The 19,150-nt window shown below is 63.7% G+C and carries 23 protein-coding genes; 6 read left to right on the top strand and 17 right to left on the bottom strand.

Annotated features, from left to right (window positions below):
- Window positions 1-348: 348 nt before the first annotated feature.
- The 3 genes from KFB96_RS12980 (at window position 349) to mtaB (ending at window position 2,519) form a co-directional block, all read left to right on the top strand.
- Complete coding sequence (locus KFB96_RS12980) at window positions 349-630, top strand: hypothetical protein (RefSeq protein WP_213458035.1); 282 nt, start codon at window positions 349-351, stop codon at window positions 628-630.
- Window positions 631-760: 130 nt separating this feature from the next.
- The gene (locus KFB96_RS12985; protein WP_213458034.1) at window positions 761-1,159 is read left to right on the top strand and encodes a nuclear transport factor 2 family protein; all 399 of its coding nucleotides are present in this window, start codon (window positions 761-763) and stop codon (window positions 1,157-1,159) included.
- Window positions 1,143-2,519, top strand: coding sequence for a tRNA (N(6)-L-threonylcarbamoyladenosine(37)-C(2))-methylthiotransferase MtaB (gene mtaB / locus KFB96_RS12990; protein WP_213458033.1), 1,377 nt, complete (start codon window positions 1,143-1,145; stop codon window positions 2,517-2,519). Before KFB96_RS12985 ends, mtaB begins: the two co-directional genes overlap by 17 nt.
- An 18-nt stretch (window positions 2,520-2,537) precedes the next feature.
- Here mtaB and KFB96_RS12995 read toward each other — a convergent pair whose 3' ends face one another.
- From KFB96_RS12995 to xthA, 3 genes are all read right to left on the bottom strand, one after another.
- The gene (locus tag KFB96_RS12995; RefSeq protein ID WP_213458032.1) at window positions 2,538-3,092 is read right to left on the bottom strand and encodes a hypothetical protein; all 555 of its coding nucleotides are present in this window, start codon (window positions 3,090-3,092) and stop codon (window positions 2,538-2,540) included.
- Window positions 3,093-3,127: 35 nt separating this feature from the next.
- Window positions 3,128-3,988, bottom strand: a complete 861-nt coding sequence (murI, locus tag KFB96_RS13000) for a glutamate racemase (RefSeq protein ID WP_213458031.1) — start codon at window positions 3,986-3,988, stop codon at window positions 3,128-3,130.
- A 66-nt stretch (window positions 3,989-4,054) separates the two neighbouring features.
- Complete coding sequence (xthA, locus tag KFB96_RS13005; protein ID WP_213458030.1) at window positions 4,055-4,873, bottom strand: exodeoxyribonuclease III; 819 nt, start codon at window positions 4,871-4,873, stop codon at window positions 4,055-4,057.
- A gap of 195 nt (window positions 4,874-5,068) precedes the next feature.
- Here xthA and murU point away from each other — a divergent pair, with 195 nt between their 5' ends.
- The 3 genes from murU to KFB96_RS13020 all read left to right on the top strand — a co-directional run bounded on the left by murU (window position 5,069) and on the right by KFB96_RS13020 (window position 8,602).
- Window positions 5,069-5,728: an N-acetylmuramate alpha-1-phosphate uridylyltransferase MurU gene (murU, locus tag KFB96_RS13010; RefSeq protein WP_213458029.1), complete on the top strand. Its 660-nt coding sequence runs from the start codon at window positions 5,069-5,071 to the stop codon at window positions 5,726-5,728.
- A 175-nt stretch (window positions 5,729-5,903) separates the two neighbouring features.
- Window positions 5,904-7,328 (top strand): glutamate-cysteine ligase family protein, encoded by a 1,425-nt coding sequence (locus KFB96_RS13015; protein WP_213458028.1) that lies wholly within the window; start codon window positions 5,904-5,906, stop codon window positions 7,326-7,328.
- Window positions 7,329-7,567: 239 nt separating this feature from the next.
- Entirely contained in the window at window positions 7,568-8,602 is a 1,035-nt protein-coding gene (locus KFB96_RS13020; protein ID WP_213458027.1) for a M14 family metallopeptidase, read from the top strand.
- Window positions 8,603-8,635: 33 nt separating this feature from the next.
- Here KFB96_RS13020 and lipA read toward each other — a convergent pair whose 3' ends face one another.
- From lipA to bchZ, 14 genes are all read right to left on the bottom strand, one after another.
- Window positions 8,636-9,631 (bottom strand): lipoyl synthase, encoded by a 996-nt coding sequence (gene lipA / locus KFB96_RS13025; RefSeq protein ID WP_213458026.1) that lies wholly within the window; start codon window positions 9,629-9,631, stop codon window positions 8,636-8,638.
- 222 nt (window positions 9,632-9,853) lie between these two features.
- Window positions 9,854-10,426 carry an isopentenyl-diphosphate Delta-isomerase gene (gene idi, locus KFB96_RS13030; RefSeq protein WP_213458025.1) on the bottom strand — a complete coding sequence of 191 codons (573 nt, stop codon included), beginning with the start codon at window positions 10,424-10,426 and terminating at the stop codon, window positions 9,854-9,856.
- 239 nt (window positions 10,427-10,665) lie between these two features.
- On the bottom strand, window positions 10,666-11,967 hold the full coding sequence (locus KFB96_RS13035) for a RuBisCO large subunit C-terminal-like domain-containing protein (RefSeq protein WP_213458024.1): 1,302 nt from the start codon (window positions 11,965-11,967) through the stop codon (window positions 10,666-10,668).
- Window positions 11,968-11,970: 3 nt separating this feature from the next.
- Window positions 11,971-12,399: a secondary thiamine-phosphate synthase enzyme YjbQ gene (locus KFB96_RS13040; protein WP_213458023.1), complete on the bottom strand. Its 429-nt coding sequence runs from the start codon at window positions 12,397-12,399 to the stop codon at window positions 11,971-11,973.
- Between the two features lie 95 nt (window positions 12,400-12,494).
- Entirely contained in the window at window positions 12,495-12,698 is a 204-nt protein-coding gene (gene pufA, locus KFB96_RS13045) for a light-harvesting antenna LH1, alpha subunit (RefSeq protein WP_213458022.1), read from the bottom strand.
- 87 nt (window positions 12,699-12,785) lie between these two features.
- Window positions 12,786-12,929 (bottom strand): light-harvesting antenna LH1, beta subunit, encoded by a 144-nt coding sequence (pufB, locus tag KFB96_RS13050; protein ID WP_213458021.1) that lies wholly within the window; start codon window positions 12,927-12,929, stop codon window positions 12,786-12,788.
- A gap of 133 nt (window positions 12,930-13,062) precedes the next feature.
- The gene (gene pufA / locus KFB96_RS13055) at window positions 13,063-13,197 is read right to left on the bottom strand and encodes a light-harvesting antenna LH1, alpha subunit (RefSeq protein WP_213458020.1); all 135 of its coding nucleotides are present in this window, start codon (window positions 13,195-13,197) and stop codon (window positions 13,063-13,065) included.
- A gap of 82 nt (window positions 13,198-13,279) precedes the next feature.
- A complete protein-coding gene (pufB, locus tag KFB96_RS13060; RefSeq protein WP_213458019.1) occupies window positions 13,280-13,426 on the bottom strand; it encodes a light-harvesting antenna LH1, beta subunit in 147 nt (48 codons plus the stop codon).
- Window positions 13,427-13,620: 194 nt separating this feature from the next.
- Window positions 13,621-14,703, bottom strand: coding sequence for a photosynthetic reaction center cytochrome PufC (gene pufC / locus KFB96_RS13065; protein ID WP_213458018.1), 1,083 nt, complete (start codon window positions 14,701-14,703; stop codon window positions 13,621-13,623).
- Complete coding sequence (gene pufM / locus KFB96_RS13070) at window positions 14,700-15,671, bottom strand: photosynthetic reaction center subunit M (protein WP_213458017.1); 972 nt, start codon at window positions 15,669-15,671, stop codon at window positions 14,700-14,702. The genes pufC and pufM overlap by 4 nt, the downstream gene beginning before the upstream one ends.
- A 16-nt stretch (window positions 15,672-15,687) precedes the next feature.
- A complete protein-coding gene (pufL, locus tag KFB96_RS13075; protein WP_213458016.1) occupies window positions 15,688-16,524 on the bottom strand; it encodes a photosynthetic reaction center subunit L in 837 nt (278 codons plus the stop codon).
- 115 nt (window positions 16,525-16,639) lie between these two features.
- A complete protein-coding gene (pufA, locus tag KFB96_RS13080) occupies window positions 16,640-16,852 on the bottom strand; it encodes a light-harvesting antenna LH1, alpha subunit (protein WP_213458015.1) in 213 nt (70 codons plus the stop codon).
- 80 nt (window positions 16,853-16,932) lie between these two features.
- On the bottom strand, window positions 16,933-17,076 hold the full coding sequence (gene pufB / locus KFB96_RS13085) for a light-harvesting antenna LH1, beta subunit (protein ID WP_213458014.1): 144 nt from the start codon (window positions 17,074-17,076) through the stop codon (window positions 16,933-16,935).
- A gap of 619 nt (window positions 17,077-17,695) precedes the next feature.
- Window positions 17,696-19,135, bottom strand: coding sequence for a chlorophyllide a reductase subunit Z (bchZ, locus tag KFB96_RS13090; protein WP_213458013.1), 1,440 nt, complete (start codon window positions 19,133-19,135; stop codon window positions 17,696-17,698).
- Window positions 19,136-19,150 lie beyond the last annotated feature (15 nt).

Here is a 19,150-nt window from a genome sequence, read left to right on the forward strand (position 1 = left end):
ATCATCGCCGTTTCCGCCCCGACCTTCGCGTGGGGGCCATATGGGCCGCCAGCGCCCGGAGCCTACTATCCCGCAGCCCCATGGGCCGGCGGATGGAGCAACCCGGGTTCCTTCGCGGATCCGGGCAATCCTTACGGGCCGAGGTTCGGACCACTGCCATTCATGGACCCTCCGGGGTTGCCTGCGCCGCAGAGCGCCCCCTTCGCAGCACGATCGGATGTGCCTACCGCGCAGTCCGCAGCCGGGGGCCAGCGGGGGAGACATCTGTCGATCGCGCGACGGACAACGCCCGACGCCTACCTCGTCGAGATCAGGCTCGCGAACATCGATCCCGAGCAGGTTTCAATCATGTCCCGAGGGCGCGCATTGAGGATTGCCTACCGGACCCGTGCCGAAGAGTATCGGGAAGACAGCTTCGGCGCGGGCTATGGTGTCGTCAGCGGGTCGGCGAGTCAGCGTCTGACCTTGCCGCCGGACGCCGACATCGCGGCCATGTCGCGCGAGGTGACCTCGGACCGGATCCAACTGCGCATCCCGCGTGTGGATCTGCGGCGATCGGCGCCTTGGTTTAATCCGCCCGAGCCCGAGCGGAACGCGGAAACGGGCCGGAGCGCAGCTGCACCGGAGTGAGCCACAACCTCCGGGGCGAGCGGGGCTATCAGCTTTCAGAGGATCGGCCAACCTGGGGCGACTTAAGTCGCCCCTACCCGGCGCCCCGGCTACGGCCAACGATCAACCCATCATTCAGGAACACACGCCAATGCCGTTCGACACCCCTCAGGACGCCGAGGACGCCTTCTACGATGCGCTGGAGGCGGGCGACCCCGCAGCCATGACACAGGTGTGGGAGGACTCGGAGAGCATCGCCTGTCTCCTGCCGATGACGCCGTTGGTGATGGGGCCGGAGGTCCTGCAGCTTTGGCGATCCATTTTCGAGCAGGCCGGGGCCTTCGACATCCAGGTGCGTCACCTCGCCTGGATCGAGGCCGGGGAGACCGCGGTCCACCTGATCGAAGAGCGTATGCAAGGCGGGGCACCGGGTCAGCCGGGCCCCGCGATCTACGGCACCAACGTCTTCAGGAAAGGGGCCGATGGCTGGCGCCTGCTGATCCACCAGAACTCGCCGACGCCGCAGGCGCCGAGTGCGCCGGGGGCTTGAGATCGGACCCGATCAAGATGGCCTCGTCGCAAGCCTCGGTCGTCGCGTCCACATCACGACGCTCGGCTGCCGGCTCAACGAGGCCGAATCCGAGGAGTGGGCCGAGCGTTTTCGGGACGCGGGTTTTCGCGTGGTCGACGCGAACGCCCCTGCCGACCTGGTCGTGGTCAACACCTGCGCCGTCACGCAGGAGGCGGTGCGCAAATCGCGCGCAGTTCTGCGGCGCAGCCAACGCGCCAATCCCCAGGCACGACTGATCGTCAGCGGCTGTCTCGCCACGCTCGGGGACAGCGCCGTCTCGACCGAGTCCGGTGTCGATCTGATCGTCGCCAATCGCGACAAGGACCGCCTGGTCGCGATCGCACTCGCCACCCTGAACCTTCCTGCCATGCCCGAGACGGCCGCCACCGACGCCGCCGGGGCACTCTTCGCGCGCGGTCGTCAGCGTGCCTTCATCAAGATCCAAGACGGCTGTCGTTACAGCTGTACCTTCTGCATCACCACCGTCGCGCGCGGTGCCGAGCGCAGCCGGACCCCTGCCGAGATCATCGGAACCATCGACCGACTGGTCGAGCAGGGCATCCGCGAGGTGGTGCTGACCGGCGTGCATCTCGGCGGATACGGCAGCGACTCTGGCGGTACGCTATCGGACCTGATCGCGCGCATCCTCGGCGAGACCGGGATCCCGCGTCTGCGCCTCGGCTCGTTGGAACCCTGGGATCTCGGCGATGGCTTCTGGCGATGTTTCGAGGATCCGCGCCTGATGCCGCATCTGCACCTGCCGCTGCAAAGCGGCTCGGACCGCGTGCTGCGACGCATGGCGCGGCGCTGCAAGACGGCCGAGTTCGCGCGTCTGATCGAGCAGGGTCGCGCGCGCGTGCCGGACCTCAACATCACGACCGACATCATCGTCGGCTTCCCCGGCGAGAGCTTCGATGACTGGGACGAGACGCTCGCCTTCGCCGAGTCGATCCGATTCGGGCACATCCATGCCTTTGCCTACTCGCCGCGAGCAGGAACCCAGGCGGCCGAGATGCCGGGCCAGGTCGATAGCCACACCAAGCATCGGCGCTTGCTGGCGCTGAAGAACCTCGCACTGAACATGCGCGAAGCGGTCCTGCGCGAGCAGATCGGCAAGGCCGTCGAGATCCTCTGCGAGGGCAACCCCGGCGGCGAGCGGCGGGAGACCCGATTCGGCTATACCCCCAACTATCTGCCGGTCCAGGTCGCGGCGCACGAGACCGCGATCGACGGCAATCAGCTTGTCAAGGTCGTGCTTTCCGGATTGGAGGAAAGCGGACTCGCGCTGGTCGGGCAGCCAATCGATCCGGCGGATCGTGGAACAGGCATCCAAAACTAAAGGCATCCGAGACCGGGCTCAGAGGCCCCGGTCGATCTGCGCAGCACGAGCGGCGCTCAGCTCGGTGGCGACGTAAGCGAGCGAGAGACCCATCTCGCGCGTCCAGGACAGCTCGATGCGCCACGTCGGCGACGGCGTCCAGACATGCATGGCGACGCCTTCGCCGCGACGGATCGCGACGAGACGGCGCCCGGGCGTGGTCGCATCGGGGGAGAAGCGGCTGCGGTCTTCGCCGGGCCCGTAGATGTCGCGCAAGGCGCCATAGGTCTCCTCGTACCGCAGTTGCGTCGAGACGCCGAAGGCGAGCACGACCTTGTAGATCTTATGGTTGAAGGCGAGCACATAGAGCCGATCCGGGCCATCGACGAACACCAAGGCCAAACTCGCGTCCTCCTCCTGGTGCACGAGCGGAGGCGGGACGGCCTGCAACAGCGGCCCGACATCACCACCCAAACAATAACGCCCGAACACCATCTTGAGGCACGGCTCGTTGGCGAATGCACCTGAGGAGGCAAACGCAGCGATGCAAAGGGTGACGATCGCGGCGATTCGGATTCCCATAGTCCCGCGCATGATGCCTCCGAAGCAATCTTGAAAGGCGGGGGCCATCATCGGCTGCACCCGGCGCCTTGAGCGATGAGGGCCGCGCCCTCTCTGAAAATCGGTGTCCCCGCCTCCCGGGTCAACGGATGCAGCTCCAGAGGTGCACCCCAGAGCCTCTCCATCACCGCAGCGACCTTGGTCGGCTCGCCGCTCGTCCAGAAGCGCTCGGTCCCGACACGGCCGGACGGCGCCAGCAATCCGGCCTCGGACAGACGGCGGTGAACCTGCCGCGCAACGGCAGCGCCGGAGTCCAACACGGCCGTCCGGGGTCCGGCGATCTCGCCGATCAGCCTGCCCAGGTGCGGATAATGGGTGCAGCCGAGGACCAGGGTATCGGCACCCCGCGCCAAGAGCGGCTCGAGGTAGGCGGCCATCAGGGCTCGCGTGCCTTCGCCCTCCAAGTCGCCGGCCTCCACCCGCTCGACCAGACCCGGACAGGCCTGAAGGAGGATCTCCGGCCCCTCACCCAAGCGCGCGAGCAGCTGCTTGAAGGTGTGGCTGGCCAGGGTCTGGCGCGTGGCCAGAACACCGACCACGCCCGAGCGGGTCTGCTCGATAGCCGGCTTGACCGCAGGCTCCATGGCGATCACCGGCACCGAATACCGGGTCCGAAGCACCCGGGCCGCCGCACCCGTCGCCGTATTGCAGGCCACGACGATCGCCTTCGCCCCGCGAGCCATCAGCCGCTCGGTGACGGCAACGGCGCGCAGCTCGATCGCATCGGCGGACTGATCGCCGTAAGGCGCATAGGCCGAGTCGGCGACATAGAGCAGATCTTCGTGCGGCAGCGCACGACGGATCTCGCGCAGGACCGAGAGACCGCCGACACCCGAGTCGAAGACGCCGATGGGCTGATGCGACGTCATCGCGCGAGCACGCTTGCCGAAGCAGGTTTTCGGGACAGGATGTGAGGCATCAGGATCGCCGCGGACTCACAGATCGAACCGCGCCCAGACCGGACAATGGTCAGAGGGCTTCTCCATGCCGCGAATGGCATAGTCGATATCGGCATCCAGCAGGCGCTCGCGCAGGGGCGCGGTCACCAACAGATGATCGATCCGCAGCCCGTGCTTGGGGTCACGCTCGAAGCCGCGCGAGCGATAATCGAACCAACTGAAGCGGTCGTCGACCTCGGGGTGCACCGTGCGATAGGCATCGACCAGACCCCAATCGGTCAAGGTCTCGAGCCATTCGCGCTCCTCCGGGAGGAAGCTGCATTTGCCGGTGCGCAGCCAGCGCTTGGCGTTGTCCGCCCCGATGCCGATATCCAGGTCGAGCGGCGCGACATTCATATCGCCCAGCACCACGAGGTTCTGATCGGGTGAGCAGAATTCCCGCAGATAGGCGGTGAGATCCGCATAGAACTTGCGCTTGTTCGGGAACTTGATCGGATGGTCACGGCTCTCGCCCTGCGGAAAGTAGCCGTTGATGACCGTGATCTCGCCTCCGCCCGGCAAGGGGTAGCGCCCGATGATGGCGCGACGCTGAGCGTCCTCGGCGTCCCCCGGAAAGCCCTTGGCGACTGCGAGCGGCTCGACCTTGCTCAAGAGCGCGACACCGTAGTGCGACTTCTGACCGTGGAAATGGGTCGCAAACCCGAGCCCCCGCACGAGATCGACCGGAAAGGCGTCGTCGGCGACCTTGCACTCCTGCAAGCCAAGGACATCCGGATCATGGGCAGCCTTGATCGCTTCGAGCTGATGGGGTCGCGCACGAATTCCGTTGATATTAAAGGAAATGATCTTGAACAAGACGAAGACGCTCCCTAACCTCGGCAGCCGACAGGGCACGAAAAGGCTACCACGGCGACGGCGGGCATCCAAACCGGCCGTGCGCTGCGTTCGCGCCGCAGGATCCCGATCGAGCCGACGCGGATCGGAGTCGACGACCCTGGCGACGCCGGCTGGTGTATCTTGGGACACCCCCACTGGAGTCTACCCGTTCTCATGAAGGCGATGATCCTCGCCGCCGGCCGCGGCAATCGAATGCGCCCTCTGACCGATCAGGTCCCCAAGCCCCTGCTCGAGGCGGGCGGTCGCCCGTTGATTCAGTATCATCTGGAGCGTCTGGCCGCGGCCGACATCCGGGACATCGTGATCAACCACGCCCATCTCGGCGAGCAGATCGAGGCGGCACTCGGCGACGGCAGTCGATTCGGCGTCCGCATCCGCTATTCCTCGGAGCAAACGGCCTTGGAGACCGGCGGCGGCATCTTCAAGGCCCTGCCGCTGCTTGGACCGGACCCCTTCCTCGTGATCAACGGCGACATCTGGTCCGATATCGATCCGATCGGCCTGTGCCTCGCCGGAACCGACCTCGCTCACCTGGTACTGGTCGACAATCCCCCGCACCACCCGAGCGGCGATTTCATCTTGACGGGGGGCCGGGTCCGAGCCGAGGGCAACAGGCGTCTGACCTTCAGCGGGGTCGGTGTCTACCGCCCGAGCCTGTTCGCAGGGTGTCGCCCGGGGGCCTTTGCGCTGGCACCGCTGCTTCGAGAAGCGATGGCGCAGGGCCGGGTCGGCGGAGAGCATCACCGCGGACACTGGCTCGATATCGGCACGCCCGAGCGGCTCGCCGAGCTGGATCGGCACCTGCGGGAGTGATCACAGCGCGCTCGGCACCCCGCGACGCCTATCGAGCGGCCCGAAATCCGACCATAATGAAGCCTAAACCGCGCCAGCTCCGACAGTCGTCGGAGCTGGCGCGGCCGATCCACTCCAACAAATGACGCATACCGCACCGGGCGCGGTTTAGGTCAACCGTGATGGGGGACAAGGGATGGGCCAGGAGATTGCGGAGGCGCATTTCACCGAGCAGGACTTCGTCGAGTTCGCCGCCAGGCTGCGCGAAGAGACGGCGCTCCTGGAGGACTGGCTCGCCTCCGATCGGTTCGAGGCCTCCGAGCCGACCGCGGGATTCGAGCTGGAGGCTTGGCTCGTGGATTCCCGGCTGGATCCGGCACCCGAGGTCGAGTCGCTCCTCGCGCGTCTGAACGACCCCTTGGTGGTCGCGGAGCTCGCGACCTTCAACGCGGAGATCAACGGCTCGCCGATGCCGCTGACGGGTGACTGTCTGTCTCGACTCGCGACCGAGCTCGCCGCGACGCTGCAACGCTGCGACCTTGTGGCGCAAACGCTGGGGACCCGTCTCCTGACGATCGGCATCCTACCGACCGTGCGCCCGCAGCATCTGAGCCTGCGCGCGATGACGCCGCGACAGCGTTACCGCGCACTCAACGACCAGATCTTCGCCCTACGGCACGACCGCCCCTTGAAGCTCGAGATCGCGGGTCGCGACCGCCTCGCGCTGGAGTGGCACGATGTCATGTTGGAGGCCGCCGCAACCTCTTTTCAGATCCACCTCAAGGTGACCCCGGGGGAAGCGGCGCGCGTCTACAACGCCTCGAAGCTCATCAGCGGACCCATGGTCGCCATCTCGGCCAACTCGCCCTACCTCTTCGGACACGACCTCTGGGACGAGACCCGGATCCCGCTGTTCGAGCAGGCGGTCTCCCCGGGCGGCCCCATCCTGCAGGAACGCGTGAGCTTCGGTTTCCGGTATGCCGCGCGTTCGATCATGGAGACCTTTCGCGCGAACCTCGACCGCTATCCGGTCCTGCTCCCGCACCTCATGGCGGAGGAGCCGCAGGCGCTGGCCCATCTGCGTCTTCACAATGGTACCATTTGGCGTTGGAACCGCCCGCTGCTCGGCTTCGATGCGGAAGGGCAACCGCATTTGCGCATCGAGCACCGTGTCGTGCCGGCCGGCCCGACGGTGGCGGACATGCTCGCGAATGCGGCCTTGTATCTGGGTGCCGTGCGCGATCTGGCCGGACAACCCGAGCCGCCGGAATCGCGGATTCCCTTCCTGCAGACCCGCGCGGCCTTTTATACCTGCGCGCGCGAAGGGCTCGATGCCGAGATTCAGTGGCTCGACGGCGCGATCCTGCCGGTCAGACGCATCCTCGGGGAGGATCTCTTGCCCCGAGCGCGACGTGGGCTGCAGGCTGCAGGCATCGACCCGCCGGAGATCGCACAGTGGCTCGGCATCATCGAGCGGCGGCTCGAAACGGGCCGAACCGGTGCCCGTTGGCAACGCGCCTGGGTCGCCCGTCATGGCCCCGATATGGCCGGCCTGACCGCCGCCTACCTGGAACAGCAAGGTTCTGGGCAGCCGGTGCACGAGTGGACATTGCTCGGCTGATCGGATCCGGTCGAACCCCCGGCTCACTCGAATCGACCACGACAGGCTCGACTGGATACCTCGTAACCTGTCGGAAATCAGTGAAGCACCGTCTCGTTGCCGTGATCGAGAACGACAACGACAACGAGAACCGCAGCAGAGGCATTCTCTCGCCGAATTGTCTTACATATTTTTGAACCCTTCCCTAGCGACGTTTCAACCTAGGTTCTAACAACTCCCGAATCGACGACAAAGACGCCATGCTCCAAGAGCTCGATCACCTTCCGGAAGGCATCCTCGAGGCCGAAAGCCATGAGCTGGATCGGCGGCTCGGTGCGCCGACCTTGATCCATCTGCCCGGCGCCCGCGAGCCCGCACTCTTCGTGTCGGTGCTCATGCACGGCAACGAGACGGTCGGGTGGGAGGCGATTCGCGCTTTGCTGCGCGACCGGCTCGAACGCTTCGGCGAGCTGCGCCTGCCGCGGGCACTGAGCCTCTTCATCGGCAACGTCAGCGCGGCGGCATCCGGGGTGCGCCGTCTGCCAGGACAACCGGACTACAACCGTGTGTGGCCAGGCACCGATCGGGCGCACACCCCCGAGCACGATCTCATGGCGGAGGTCGTGCGCATCATGGCCGGACGCGGGCTGTTCGCCAGTCTGGACCTGCACAACAACACGGGCTCAAATCCGCACTACGCCTGCGTGAATCGGATCGACAACCGGTTTCTGAACCTCGCCAATCTGTTCGGGCGCATCGTCGTCTATTTCACCCGACCGACCGGGGTGCAATCGCTCGCGATGGCCGAGCTGTGCCCGTCCGTGACGGTGGAATGCGGCAAGGTCGGAGAGCAGCAGGGGATCGAGCACGCCCGAAGCTTCATCGAGGCCGCGCTGCATCTCGCACGCATCTCGCCCCATCCGGTCGCGCCGCAGGATATCGATCTCTTCCACACGGTTGCCCAAGTGAAGATCCGCGAGGATGTCGGGTTCGGATTCCCTCCGGAGGAGGCCGACCTGCAGCTCAATCCGGCCTTGGAGCATCTCAACTTCTGCGAGCTGCCCCGAGGCATGGCCTTCGGTCGCATCGCTCCGGGCTCGGGGATCGGTCTGGACGTTCGCGACGAGCACGGCCGAGATGTCGGCGAGCGCTATTTCCATGTCGAAGACCACGAGCTGCGGCTGTGTCAGCCTGTAATGCCCTCGATGTTGACGACCAATCAGGTCGTCATCCGCCAGGATTGTCTCTGTTATTTGATGGAGCGCTACAGCGACCATCTGCCCACCGAAGACTAAACCGCGTCCAGAGCGGTGCCGGGGCGCGATCTGTCAGACCTCTGCCGACGTCGCGCCGTCGAGGACCTCGCTCGCCTGACGATCGGCGTGGTAGGAGGAGCGCACCATCGGCGCGCTCGCAACGTTGGAGAATCCGATCGACTCGGCGAAGCGCCTGAGGTCTTCGAACTCGTCCGGGGTCCAGTAGCGCTTCACGGGCAGGTGGTCGCGACTGGGCTGGAGATACTGGCCCAAGGTCAGCATGTCGCAGCCGTGCGCGCGCAGACCCCGCAGCGTCTCGTCGACCTCCTCGCGCGTCTCCCCGAGTCCCAGCATCAACCCCGATTTGGTCCGAACACCGGGGTGCGCCGCCTTGAAGGCGGCGAGCAGCCGCAACGAGCCCGCATAGTCCGCCCCGGGGCGCGCCTCCCGGTAGAGCCGCGGAACCGTCTCGAGATTATGGTTGAAGACATCCGGAACCCCGGCATCCACGAACTGCTCCAGCGCGAGCGCCTCGCGTCCGCGGAAATCCGGCACCAAGACCTCGAGCTTGATCGCCGGGCTGCGCTCGCGAACCGCGGCCAGACAGGCCGCGAAATGCGCGGCTCCGCCGTCGCGAAGATCGTCTCGGTCAACCGATGTGATCACGACATAGCGAAGGCCCATCGCCGCGATCGACTCGGCCAGATGTTGCGGCTCATCCGGATCGACAGGCTGCGGACGCCCGTGCGCCACGTCGCAGAAGGGACAGCGCCGCGTGCAGATGTCACCCAGGATCATGAAGGTCGCGGTACCGTGACTGAAGCACTCGCCCAGGTTCGGGCACATCGCCTCCTCACAGACGGTCGCCAGCTTGCCCTTGCGCAGCAGAGCCTTGATCCGGCTGACTCCCGCGCCGACGGGCGCCTTGGCACGGATCCACGCCGGTTTACGCAAGATCTCCGTTGCGGGCTCGACCTTGACCGGGATGCGCGAAACCTTGTCGTGTCCGCGCTGATGGGTGTCCGGGGTCGTCCGAGAAGGGGCATCAAGCGGCTGTTCGAAAGGCATGGTTGATATCGGGAACGGTTTGGAGTGAGCAATCGGCACGGGGCGCTCGCGTCCACCGGACGGAGAGGCTGCGGGGTGCCGGCGATCGATGTTGTTCGCAAATCCGCGCCGATCGAATCCGGCCGGGAGAGCAGACGCGTCGTAGTCAAAGAGGGTTGGGGTGCGCTCGGCCGATCACCAGACCGGCCTCCGTAAGGAACGGGCCGAAAATCGGATTCTGCTTCACCGCGGAAAAAGGCGATTCATCAGCAGTCCGAACCAGGGGGTAAACCACTCCGGCCGGCGTGCGAGGGCACGATGGATGGCCGGGACGGACATCCATCGCCAAGCCCCGATCTCGGAGGCATCCGGGCGCGGATCGCCGGCGTAAACGCCGAAGAAGACATGAAGATACTCGTGCTCGATCAGACCCGACGCCTGATCCTCGGCGCGATAGATGAGTTGGGTGCGCTCGGTGAGCGGCACGCGGATTCCGAACTCTTCCTTCAGTCGCCGGCCGGCGGCCTGTATCGTCGGCTCATCCGGCCGGGGATGGCCGCAACAGGTGTTGGACCAACGTGTCGCGAAATGATATTTGACGTCGGCACGTCGCTGCAGAAGGAGCCGGTCGTCCGCGTCGAAGACCAGTATCGAGAAGGCACGGTGCAGTTGACCGTCGCGATGGGCATCGATCTTCCCGGCGCAACCGAGGACCAGATCCCGGTCATCGACCAGGACGACTTCCTCGCAGGCGTCGCGCTGCGACGCACGCTCCAAGGCGTCGGCCGCGAGCGGCGGTACGATTCGAGCACTCAAGCATGACCTCCAACGAAACGTCTCGGCGCGACGTCGATTTAAACCGCGCCCAGTGCGGTATGCGATGTTTTTGGATGGGATCGGCCCCGGCGGATTTCAGAACCGCTGGAGCCGGCGCGGTTTAAAGTATTAAAAAATATAAAATTTTAAACCGCGCCCCCCGCTAAGGGTCGTGGATTCACCAAACTTCGAACTCACTCGAAAGTGAGCATCTCGCTCTGGACGCGGTTTAATGCGCCTCAGGCACGGGAACCGAAGGCGTCGATCGCGGCGCTCAGCTCCACGTGATGAATGGCGTGATCCTCGATCGGGATCCCGGCAGCAACGGCATCCCACGCCTGACGGATGCTTGCGGCACCGCCACGGGGTCCCATCGGATGCCCGAAGACACCGCGCCCCGGCACGAAGCCGAAATCGCGCGTTCCGAGCGCATCGTGGACCCGCTTGAGCGTCCCGGCCCAATCGCTTCCGCCGGGTACCGGCAGGCTCGGGCGAAGATGCCCCATCGGCTCCAGGCATGCGGCGGCGTTGCGGCAAACCTCGGCATCCGACATGAACATGCGACCGCCGAAGCCGGGCATGATGATGACGTCGAATCCGGCGAGTCGCTGCAACTTGGTCATCACCACGGAGCTGATACCGAAACGCTCCAAGCGACTCATGGCGGCAATCATCGGAAAATGAGCCACCAAAGGCACGCGCGTCTGCCGAGCAAGCATTCGAACAGCGCTCAATCCGACCGGTACGGCGTTGACGAGCAGAGCATTCGCGCCGTTCTTGACCGCCATGTCGTGTAGGTCGGTCAACCGATCCACCTCGTCGGTGACGTTGGCCAGGTAGACCTTCGCGGTACCGGTCTGCGCTTCCGCACGCCGACGCGCCGAACCCAAGAGCGCGGATCGTTGCTCAAGGCTACACCAGTCGGTATCGCAAAGCATCTCGTCGTCTTTGGCGACATCCAGCCCGCCCAACCACCCCTGGAGGCCGAGCTCCGCCATAGCCTCCGGCGCCAATCCGATGTTTGGCTTGATGACCCCGAAAAAGATCGGACGATCGTAAACCCCGAGCAGGTCGCGGAAACCCTCGACCCCGTAACGCGGACCGTCGAACCGATTCAAATAGGCGTCGGGAAAATGAATGTCGAGCAACTTCACGACCGGGGCGCCGGGCGAGAAGAAGGTGCCTTCGCCGCAGACCGCACTCAGCAGGTTCGGGATTCGGGGGCCGAAGTTGCGATGTGGATGAGCGATGCGGACGCGACACGCGTGAACCTTGCCCTCGCCAGGCGCCTTCAAACCGTAGCTGAAGTCCGGCAGGATCGCATCGACGGCGAGATGGACGACCTTCGCGCCGAACTCGCCGCGCAGGTCCTCGCCCGAGCCGACACGGCGCCACTGGGCGGTCGACTGCTCCGAGCAGAAGTGCGCAACGGCAACGCGCGGATCTCCCCGGCACTCCAAGTAATAGTCGAGACGCAGATAGGCGTCGGGATCCAGGGTATCCGCATCCGCAAAAAACCCCTCGAGATCGGCTGCGATCATCGGCTATTGCTCTCCGCTGACCTGCATCAGAAGCCGACGCTCATCGCGCGGGCCATCCAATTCGATGAAAAAGATCGATTGCCATCCGCCGAGGAGCAGACGTCCGTCGGCGACCGGTATGGTCTGCGATGCGGTCATCAGGAGTCCGAGCAGATGGGAATGTGCGTTCAGGCGACCGTCGACCGGCTCGCGATTGTGACGAAAATCCGAATCGGCGGGAACGAGGCTGTGAAGGAAATCGAGCATGTCGCGCTGCAACATCGGCTCTTTTTCGTTCAAGCACACGAACGCAGTCGTGTGGGGCGAAAACAATGTCACTTGGCCGTGAACAATTCCGTGTCCCTGGAAGCGTGTCTGAACGAGCGCCGTGATATCGATGATCTCGATCGGTGCGGCCGTGCGGAGGAGGATCGATTCGCAGGGAAAGAACATGTGTAGCGCTTCGGGCGGGGTGCTTTGAGCGTTGCGATCTCGGGCAAGGGCGGCGTTGCACGCCGCTCGCCCGAGATCGCAACTCCCGGCCTGATCTAACGGCCGGCAGGCAGGGGAGCCATCTGTGCCACAGGCGTCACAGCGGCAGCCTTCCCGCTAGCGGGCACGCCGTCGGACAACCAGTTGAAGTCGGCCGTGCTGAGCAGGATGAAGTGGATCAACAGCCCGAGCACCAACAGGAAACCGAACAAAGCAACCAGCGTTCTGCGCGGATCGAAGATCTGCCAAATCTTATGCATGAGTTAATCTCCTAAAGACATAGACCGGGACGGTGCAGATCGCTGCGCTCCTCCCGTCGGATTCCATCAAGAGTCGACTGGCCGGGATTACAGCCAGGGGCGCCACAGCCAGGCAAGGATGTGAGCAAAGATAACAACCCCGAAGAACCCGGTCATGCTCTGCACGAAGATGCCGTGAAACTCCTTCGCCTCTTCTTCGGTCAGCCCGGACATGCTTTTCTCTTCAGCCATGGAATTACCCTCACTTGTCATGTTTTGGCCAGTTGGCCGTTACCGCGATCTTCCCCGCGGCGGGAACCACAGTGGATCGGATCGCCCGTAGGTCTCGACGGACAAGGCGGACGATCCCGATGCGAACACCAGATTAAACGCCACCGAGCCAGTTAAAGGCCGGACTGCTGAGCAGGATGAAGTGGATCAACAAGGCCAAGCCGAGCAAGAATCCGAGCAAGCCTGCGAGTGTTCTGCGCGGATCGAACATCTGCCAAATTTTGTGCATTTTAAACTCCAGTGTCTAAAAGATGGGTTTCGCTGTGTCAGCGAACGCCCGGTGGGTCATCATTCGACGCCCGCCGCCTCGGTTAAAGCCAAGGACGCCACAACCAAACCAGGATGTGCGCAGCGACCACGATCGACGTGAAGGTGACGAAACTCGACACGAAGATGCCATGAAACTCTTTCGCCTCGTTTTCTGTCAGACCCGATGTCGTGACGGTCCGGTTGGTCATCGATATCTCCTCGCCTTGTGACCGGGACCCTTGCCCTTTCGGGTGTTATACCCTGCCTGAGCAACCTGACGGTTGCGAGCGGCAGGATAAGGGCGCGGCCTGCTGAATCATCTCACCCGCTTTGCGCCGGACCGGAATCAGGCGCTGCCTTTTGGCCTCCTTGCCTTTCCGGCCAGCCGAGCCGGCCGACTTGCCTACAACTGCTTCGGCCCCTCCGCGGGCGCTGCTTCTGCCGCGGGCTCGACCGGAGCCGCTTCCTCGGGCGCCGCAATCAGGGTCGGACCTGCAAGTGCGGGGTAGTCCTTGAGCATCTGAGCACCGTAAAGTGGCTTATAAGCGCCCTGATGGCAAGTCGCGCAGCTCACACGGTAGGGATCGCCCAACGGGCCCTTCCGCGTTTCGGGCAACACCTCGTTCAACGGCCAGATGTATTCCTGGTTCATCTCACGCACCATCCGGATCGCATACCAGGCGGTGGTCCGCTGCGGGGTGCTCTGATCCCAGGCAAAGAAGGACCGACTGTTGTGGCAGAAGGTGCAGTTGACGCCGAGCGCGTCGGACAGATGCATCATCAGACCGTAGACCCACTCCGCTTGCTTGGTCGAAGCCGAATTGCCGCTCGGCAGGGCCGAATCGCCGATCACGCGGATCTCGTTGGCTTGATCCAGGAACGGCGTGAAGGGGTCGAACGGCAAAGACGCGTAGGCAACCGTCGACGCCGCGATGTTTTGGCCCGTCGGAGACACGCCGGACGGCAGGTTCGGACCCGGGTCGGTCGTCCAGACATACTCGGGCACCGGCTGACCGCGATGACAGGTATAGCAGGTCACGCCCGTCTCCGCGACATGGTCCTTCCATGCCGAATTGGCCTGCTGCGTCATCTGGAACATCTTGCGCGATACAACCTTCGTATAGATGTCGTCGGACGCCCAGTTGCCGGGAACGTGGCAGTAGTTGCAGCCCTGCTCCGGAGAGACCCAAGTCGTTACGGCCACCATCAGCCGGGTGAAATCCGCAACGGTGAGATCGCTCAGGACCTGGACGTTCTCGTAGACCTCGGAGACCTTCGGACCACCCGGCGGTGCCGCCGGAATCACCTCGGGAGGCTGGTTCGCCTTATAGCTGCGAGCCAGATCACCGGGGTTTTGGACGTGCTCCATCGCCAGACCGCGGTAGCCCAATTGGACGGTCTCGGGCGGCGGCGCCTCACAGCCGGCAACAAAAACCGAAGCGACGACAGCGGCCAGCGGGATCGACGTGTACTTAGCCATCTTCATTGCGACACCCCCTGCAACAGCGTCGGGTCCACAGCGCCATCAAGCGGATAGGCGGGAGCGACACCATGCTTCACTGCCCACAGATACCAGTTGTCGACCACGGTTCCGGTCAGGAGGATCCCGATACCGGCGGTGATGACCGTCAAGACCGCGAACCACCAAGCCCAGCGATGGATGGATTCCATCGTGGCGTTGAAGCCCATCGTCCAGCGCCAGAAGAGTGCTGCACGCTCGGCGGCCGTCCCGCGATCCGTGATCTGGTCGATCTCGCGGTCGCCACCGAAGCGGCTCACGGCAAGGATGGTCGCCGCATGCATGGCAAACAGCAGTGCCGAGCCATACAGGAAGGCGATCGAGAGCATGTGGAAGGGATTGTAGTAAAGATTCCCGTAGCGAATCGAGAATGCCGCCGTCCAGTCAAGGTGCGGAAAGATGCCGAAAGGCACTGCCTCCGCCCAGCTTCCCATCAACACCGGGCGAATGAAGCCCAGGCTCAGATAGAAGAAGATCGCCGCTGCAAACGCCCACGACAGCCACTGACTTAAACCCAGATCCGCAGCACGCTTGTAGGTCCGGATCCACCAAAGGATGATGGATGTGGTCAGGAAGAAACCGGCGATCAGCCACCAGCCGCCATCACCCAAAGGAGGGATACTGAGACCGTAGGACGGTGGTGGCGGCTCAAGCGCCAACCAGAAGAAGTTCTTCACAAATTCGATCGGGCTCCAATTCACGGAGGCGGCCATGTTGAAGCCGATGATCTCGATGGCGATGAAGCCGAAGATCAGGGATGCAACACCGGTGAATCCGAGGTAGATGGGGCCGATCTGAGCGTCACCGATCTTCCCGGCCCAGTAGGAGAAGATCGGCGTGCCGATCCGCGGCAGATTGCCTTTCGGCATGGGCGTTCCGGGGTAAGCCGGAGAGCGCACCTGCACGCTTGTAAAAATGTTCTGATATTCAGCCATTGTTGTCTCCTAGACCCTACCAGAGCGGAAGCTCAAGCCACCAGTTCCACCATTCCGGCCAGCCGCGCGTCCAGAAGGGTCCGCTGATCACGATACAGACGGCGCTCCAGAAGACTGCACTCAGCGCCAGGAAGAGACCCAGGCGATGGATACCAAGTGCACCGATGGAGTAGCCGACCAGATCCCGGAAGAAGGTGTTCTCGTGCTCGCCGGTCTTGACCGGCTCGCCCTTCTTGGGATTTGTCACCGACAGGATCAGGGAGCCGTGCATCGCCAGCGCCAGACATGTGGTGAAGAAGAAGGTAATCGCAAGCATGTGGGCCGGGTTGTAATGGAAGTGCAGGTACTGGTAACCCACGTTCGAGACCCAGTCCAAGTGACTCATGATTCCGTAAGGAAAGCCATGACCCCAGGCACCCATGAGAATGGGGCGAATGACCACAAGGGTGATGTAGGCGCCGATAGCGAAGGCGAAAGCAAAGGGAACATGAAAACCGATCCCGAGCTTGCGAGAAATTTCCACCTCGCGAAGCCCCCAAGAGACGAAGGCCCCGATCGCGCAGACGGTAATGAACTGCCAGAGACCGCCCTGATCAAGCGGGGCCATTCCGAGCCCGTAGCTGAGATCCGGCGGAGCGATGCTGATCTGCCAGAGATTGAATGTCTGAAGCTCGGGATTCGGACCCAGGGTGGCACCCCAGACGATCAAGAGCGTACCTAATATGGCGAAAAAGAGCGTGGCGACCCCGAAGAAGCCGACGTAAAACGGCCCCACCCAGAAATCGAATAGGTCGCCCCCTATCAGCGTCCCGCCACGGACGCGGTATTTTTTCTCAAAACTGAGCATGGCCATCGTAAAATCCTCTGCTGGGGAGGCATCCGATCCGGCTGCCTCCACTTAGCACTGTCGGCGGTAGGTGGGGCCTGGCCAATGGGTCCAGCCTCCCCTGCCACCCCCGTAAAGGACGCTATTGCCTTTGCGGCACAACCGGCGTCACCTGCATCTGGCTGACCGCGGACTTGGCCGGGATGCCGTCTTCGATCCAATTGAAGTCTGCAGTGCTGAGCAGGATCAGGTGAATGCCTAGGGCCAGGACGAGCAGGAACCCAAACAGGGCGATCAGGATGGGTCGTGGATTCATGATCAGCCAGATTTTCCACAAGCTTTCGGTCGAGATCATATGCATTTCTCCTCGAATCAGTACGAGTTAAATCAACTTGCGACCGGCACCCTCGGGCGCCAGCGCTGAATGGGTTGCCGTTACAGCCAAGGGCGCCACAGCCAAGCCAGGATGTGAGCGAAAATGACGATCCCGAAGAACGTGGCCATGCTCTGCACGAAAATGCCGTGGAACTCTTTCGCTTCTTCTTCGGTCATGCCGGACATGCTGGTGTTTTCAGCCATTGATCGATCCTCCAGTAGGAGATGAACCTAAGTAACGCCGCACCGACCCCGTGCGGCAGGGATTTCGTCGCGGACCAACCGACCACGACGGAGTAGCCAACCGGATTGTCCGGGCAGGCTCTCGATTCAACCGCCCCTCGAACAGGGACGGACAACTGATGCCGAGCGAGGCGAAGACCCCGCCCGACGCTGAAGTTTCGGCTTCGCCCCGCAGCGCACCTTGCCCGTGGACCTCGACCTCAAAGGATGTCTTGAGCGATGCGACCGACAAAGAGATCGGAGCATCGAATCGCGGATTGTGTAGGTCGGGTCTCACGGGTCCGGCACGAAAGCCTTGCGGGGTGGCTGGATTTAGGTGTCAGTCTAGCTTGACTGACGTAGATGTCAATCTACATTTACACCCCTTTTGCGCCGCAGCTGCGCGCGGACAACTCACCGTGCACGACCGGTCCCGTGGACGCACAGACGATGATGAAGCTGCTTGAAAAGCACGAGCGGAAGGATCGACAGGCAGGCCCACGCCGATCCGACGAGCGGAGAAGGGAATCGGGGGAACGCACCGCTACCTGCCCGCTCGAATGCGGGCACGGCGGCTTGAGCCGACTTGGAGGGTCGGCGACTAGACCGAGCGCTGCGCCTCGAGCACGCGCTCGAGACCCACTCGATCATCGGCTGCATTGCGCGAGGCCCGCTCGGCGGCATCGCGCAGGCGTTTGGCGGCCGAAATCCGCACCAAGACGGGCTGGGCCTCGACAATCCGGTCGAACGCGGCGAGTGCGTCCGCGTCCCAAGGCAGCTCGCGATGCAGTCGGGCCGGAGTGGCATCGACCTTGTCGAGATCGGTCCCGAGCGGAATGATGTTGAAGAGTGCGTCGAAGAGGGCGTTGCAGACCTCTTGGACGATGTAGGTCGCGCCCGAGTAGCCCATGAAGGGCGTGCCGGTATGTCGGCGGATCACGGTGCCGGGGAACGACGCCGGGATATAGGTCGCGCGCGCGCCGATCTCGGACAGATACATGCGCTCGTTGTAGCTTCCGAAGACGATCAGGGGCGTCTTTTTATGCACCGCCTCGCGCACGACATCGTTGTCCGGCTTCACGCCGGCCTTGCGCGAGATGGCGAAATTGCAGGGAAGACCCAGCTCGTCTTCGAGGAAATGGCGCAGGCCCCGCGCATAGGTGTCGGTAGCCACGACACCGAAGCTGGCCGTGCCGAAGAAGTCCTGTGTGACCGATCGCCAGAGATCCCAGATCGGCTTGATGGTCGTGTGCTTTTCCTGCTCGATGAAGGGTTCCGGATCCAGCTCGAGCAGCTCTCCGAGGGTACGCAGGAACTTGGTCGTACTGTGCAGGCCGATCGGGGCTTGGATATAGGGCCGCTCCAGCGCCTCGCAGAGGCTGCGCCCGAACTCGCGGTACATGCAGATGTTGACCTCTGCATCGACCAGCTCGGGCACCCGATCCAGATGGCTCCCCAACGGGAAGACCTGATTGACCGTCGCCCCGATCCCTTCCACCAGCCGCCTGATCTCGGCGAGATCGGACGGGGTGTTGAAGGTCCCGTACATGGGTCCGATGATATTCACGCGCGGGGGCTCGCCCGGCTTGCGCGGCTTGGCCTTGGGCATCCCGCCCTTCTTCAGGCCGTACTGGCTCCACAGCCAGTACATGGCGCGATTGGCGCTCTGCCACTGGTCCTCGTCGATGGTGCGCGGCAGGAAACGGTGAATGTTGGTCCCTTCGGGCGTCACACCGCCGCCGATCATCTCGGCAATCGAGCCGGTGACCACCACGGCGGGGCGCTTGGGATCCAGTGTGGCGTAGGCGCGACGCATCGCCTCCTCGGTGCCCTTCTGGCCCAGCTCCTCCTCGCCCAGACCGGTGACGACCACCGGCAGCTCGTGCGGCGGCAACCCGTCCGTATAGTGCAGTACGGCGGTCACCGGGAGGTTCTCGCAGCCGACCGGACCGTCGATGATGACCTGCAGGCCCTTGATGGCCGCGAAGACATAGACGGAGCCCCAATAACCGCCGGCGCGGTCGAGGTCGTTGATCAACATTGGTAAAACGTCCTC

It is taken from the genome of Thiocapsa sp. (assembly GCF_018399035.1).
Taxonomy (GTDB): Bacteria; Pseudomonadota; Gammaproteobacteria; order Chromatiales; family Chromatiaceae; genus Thiocapsa.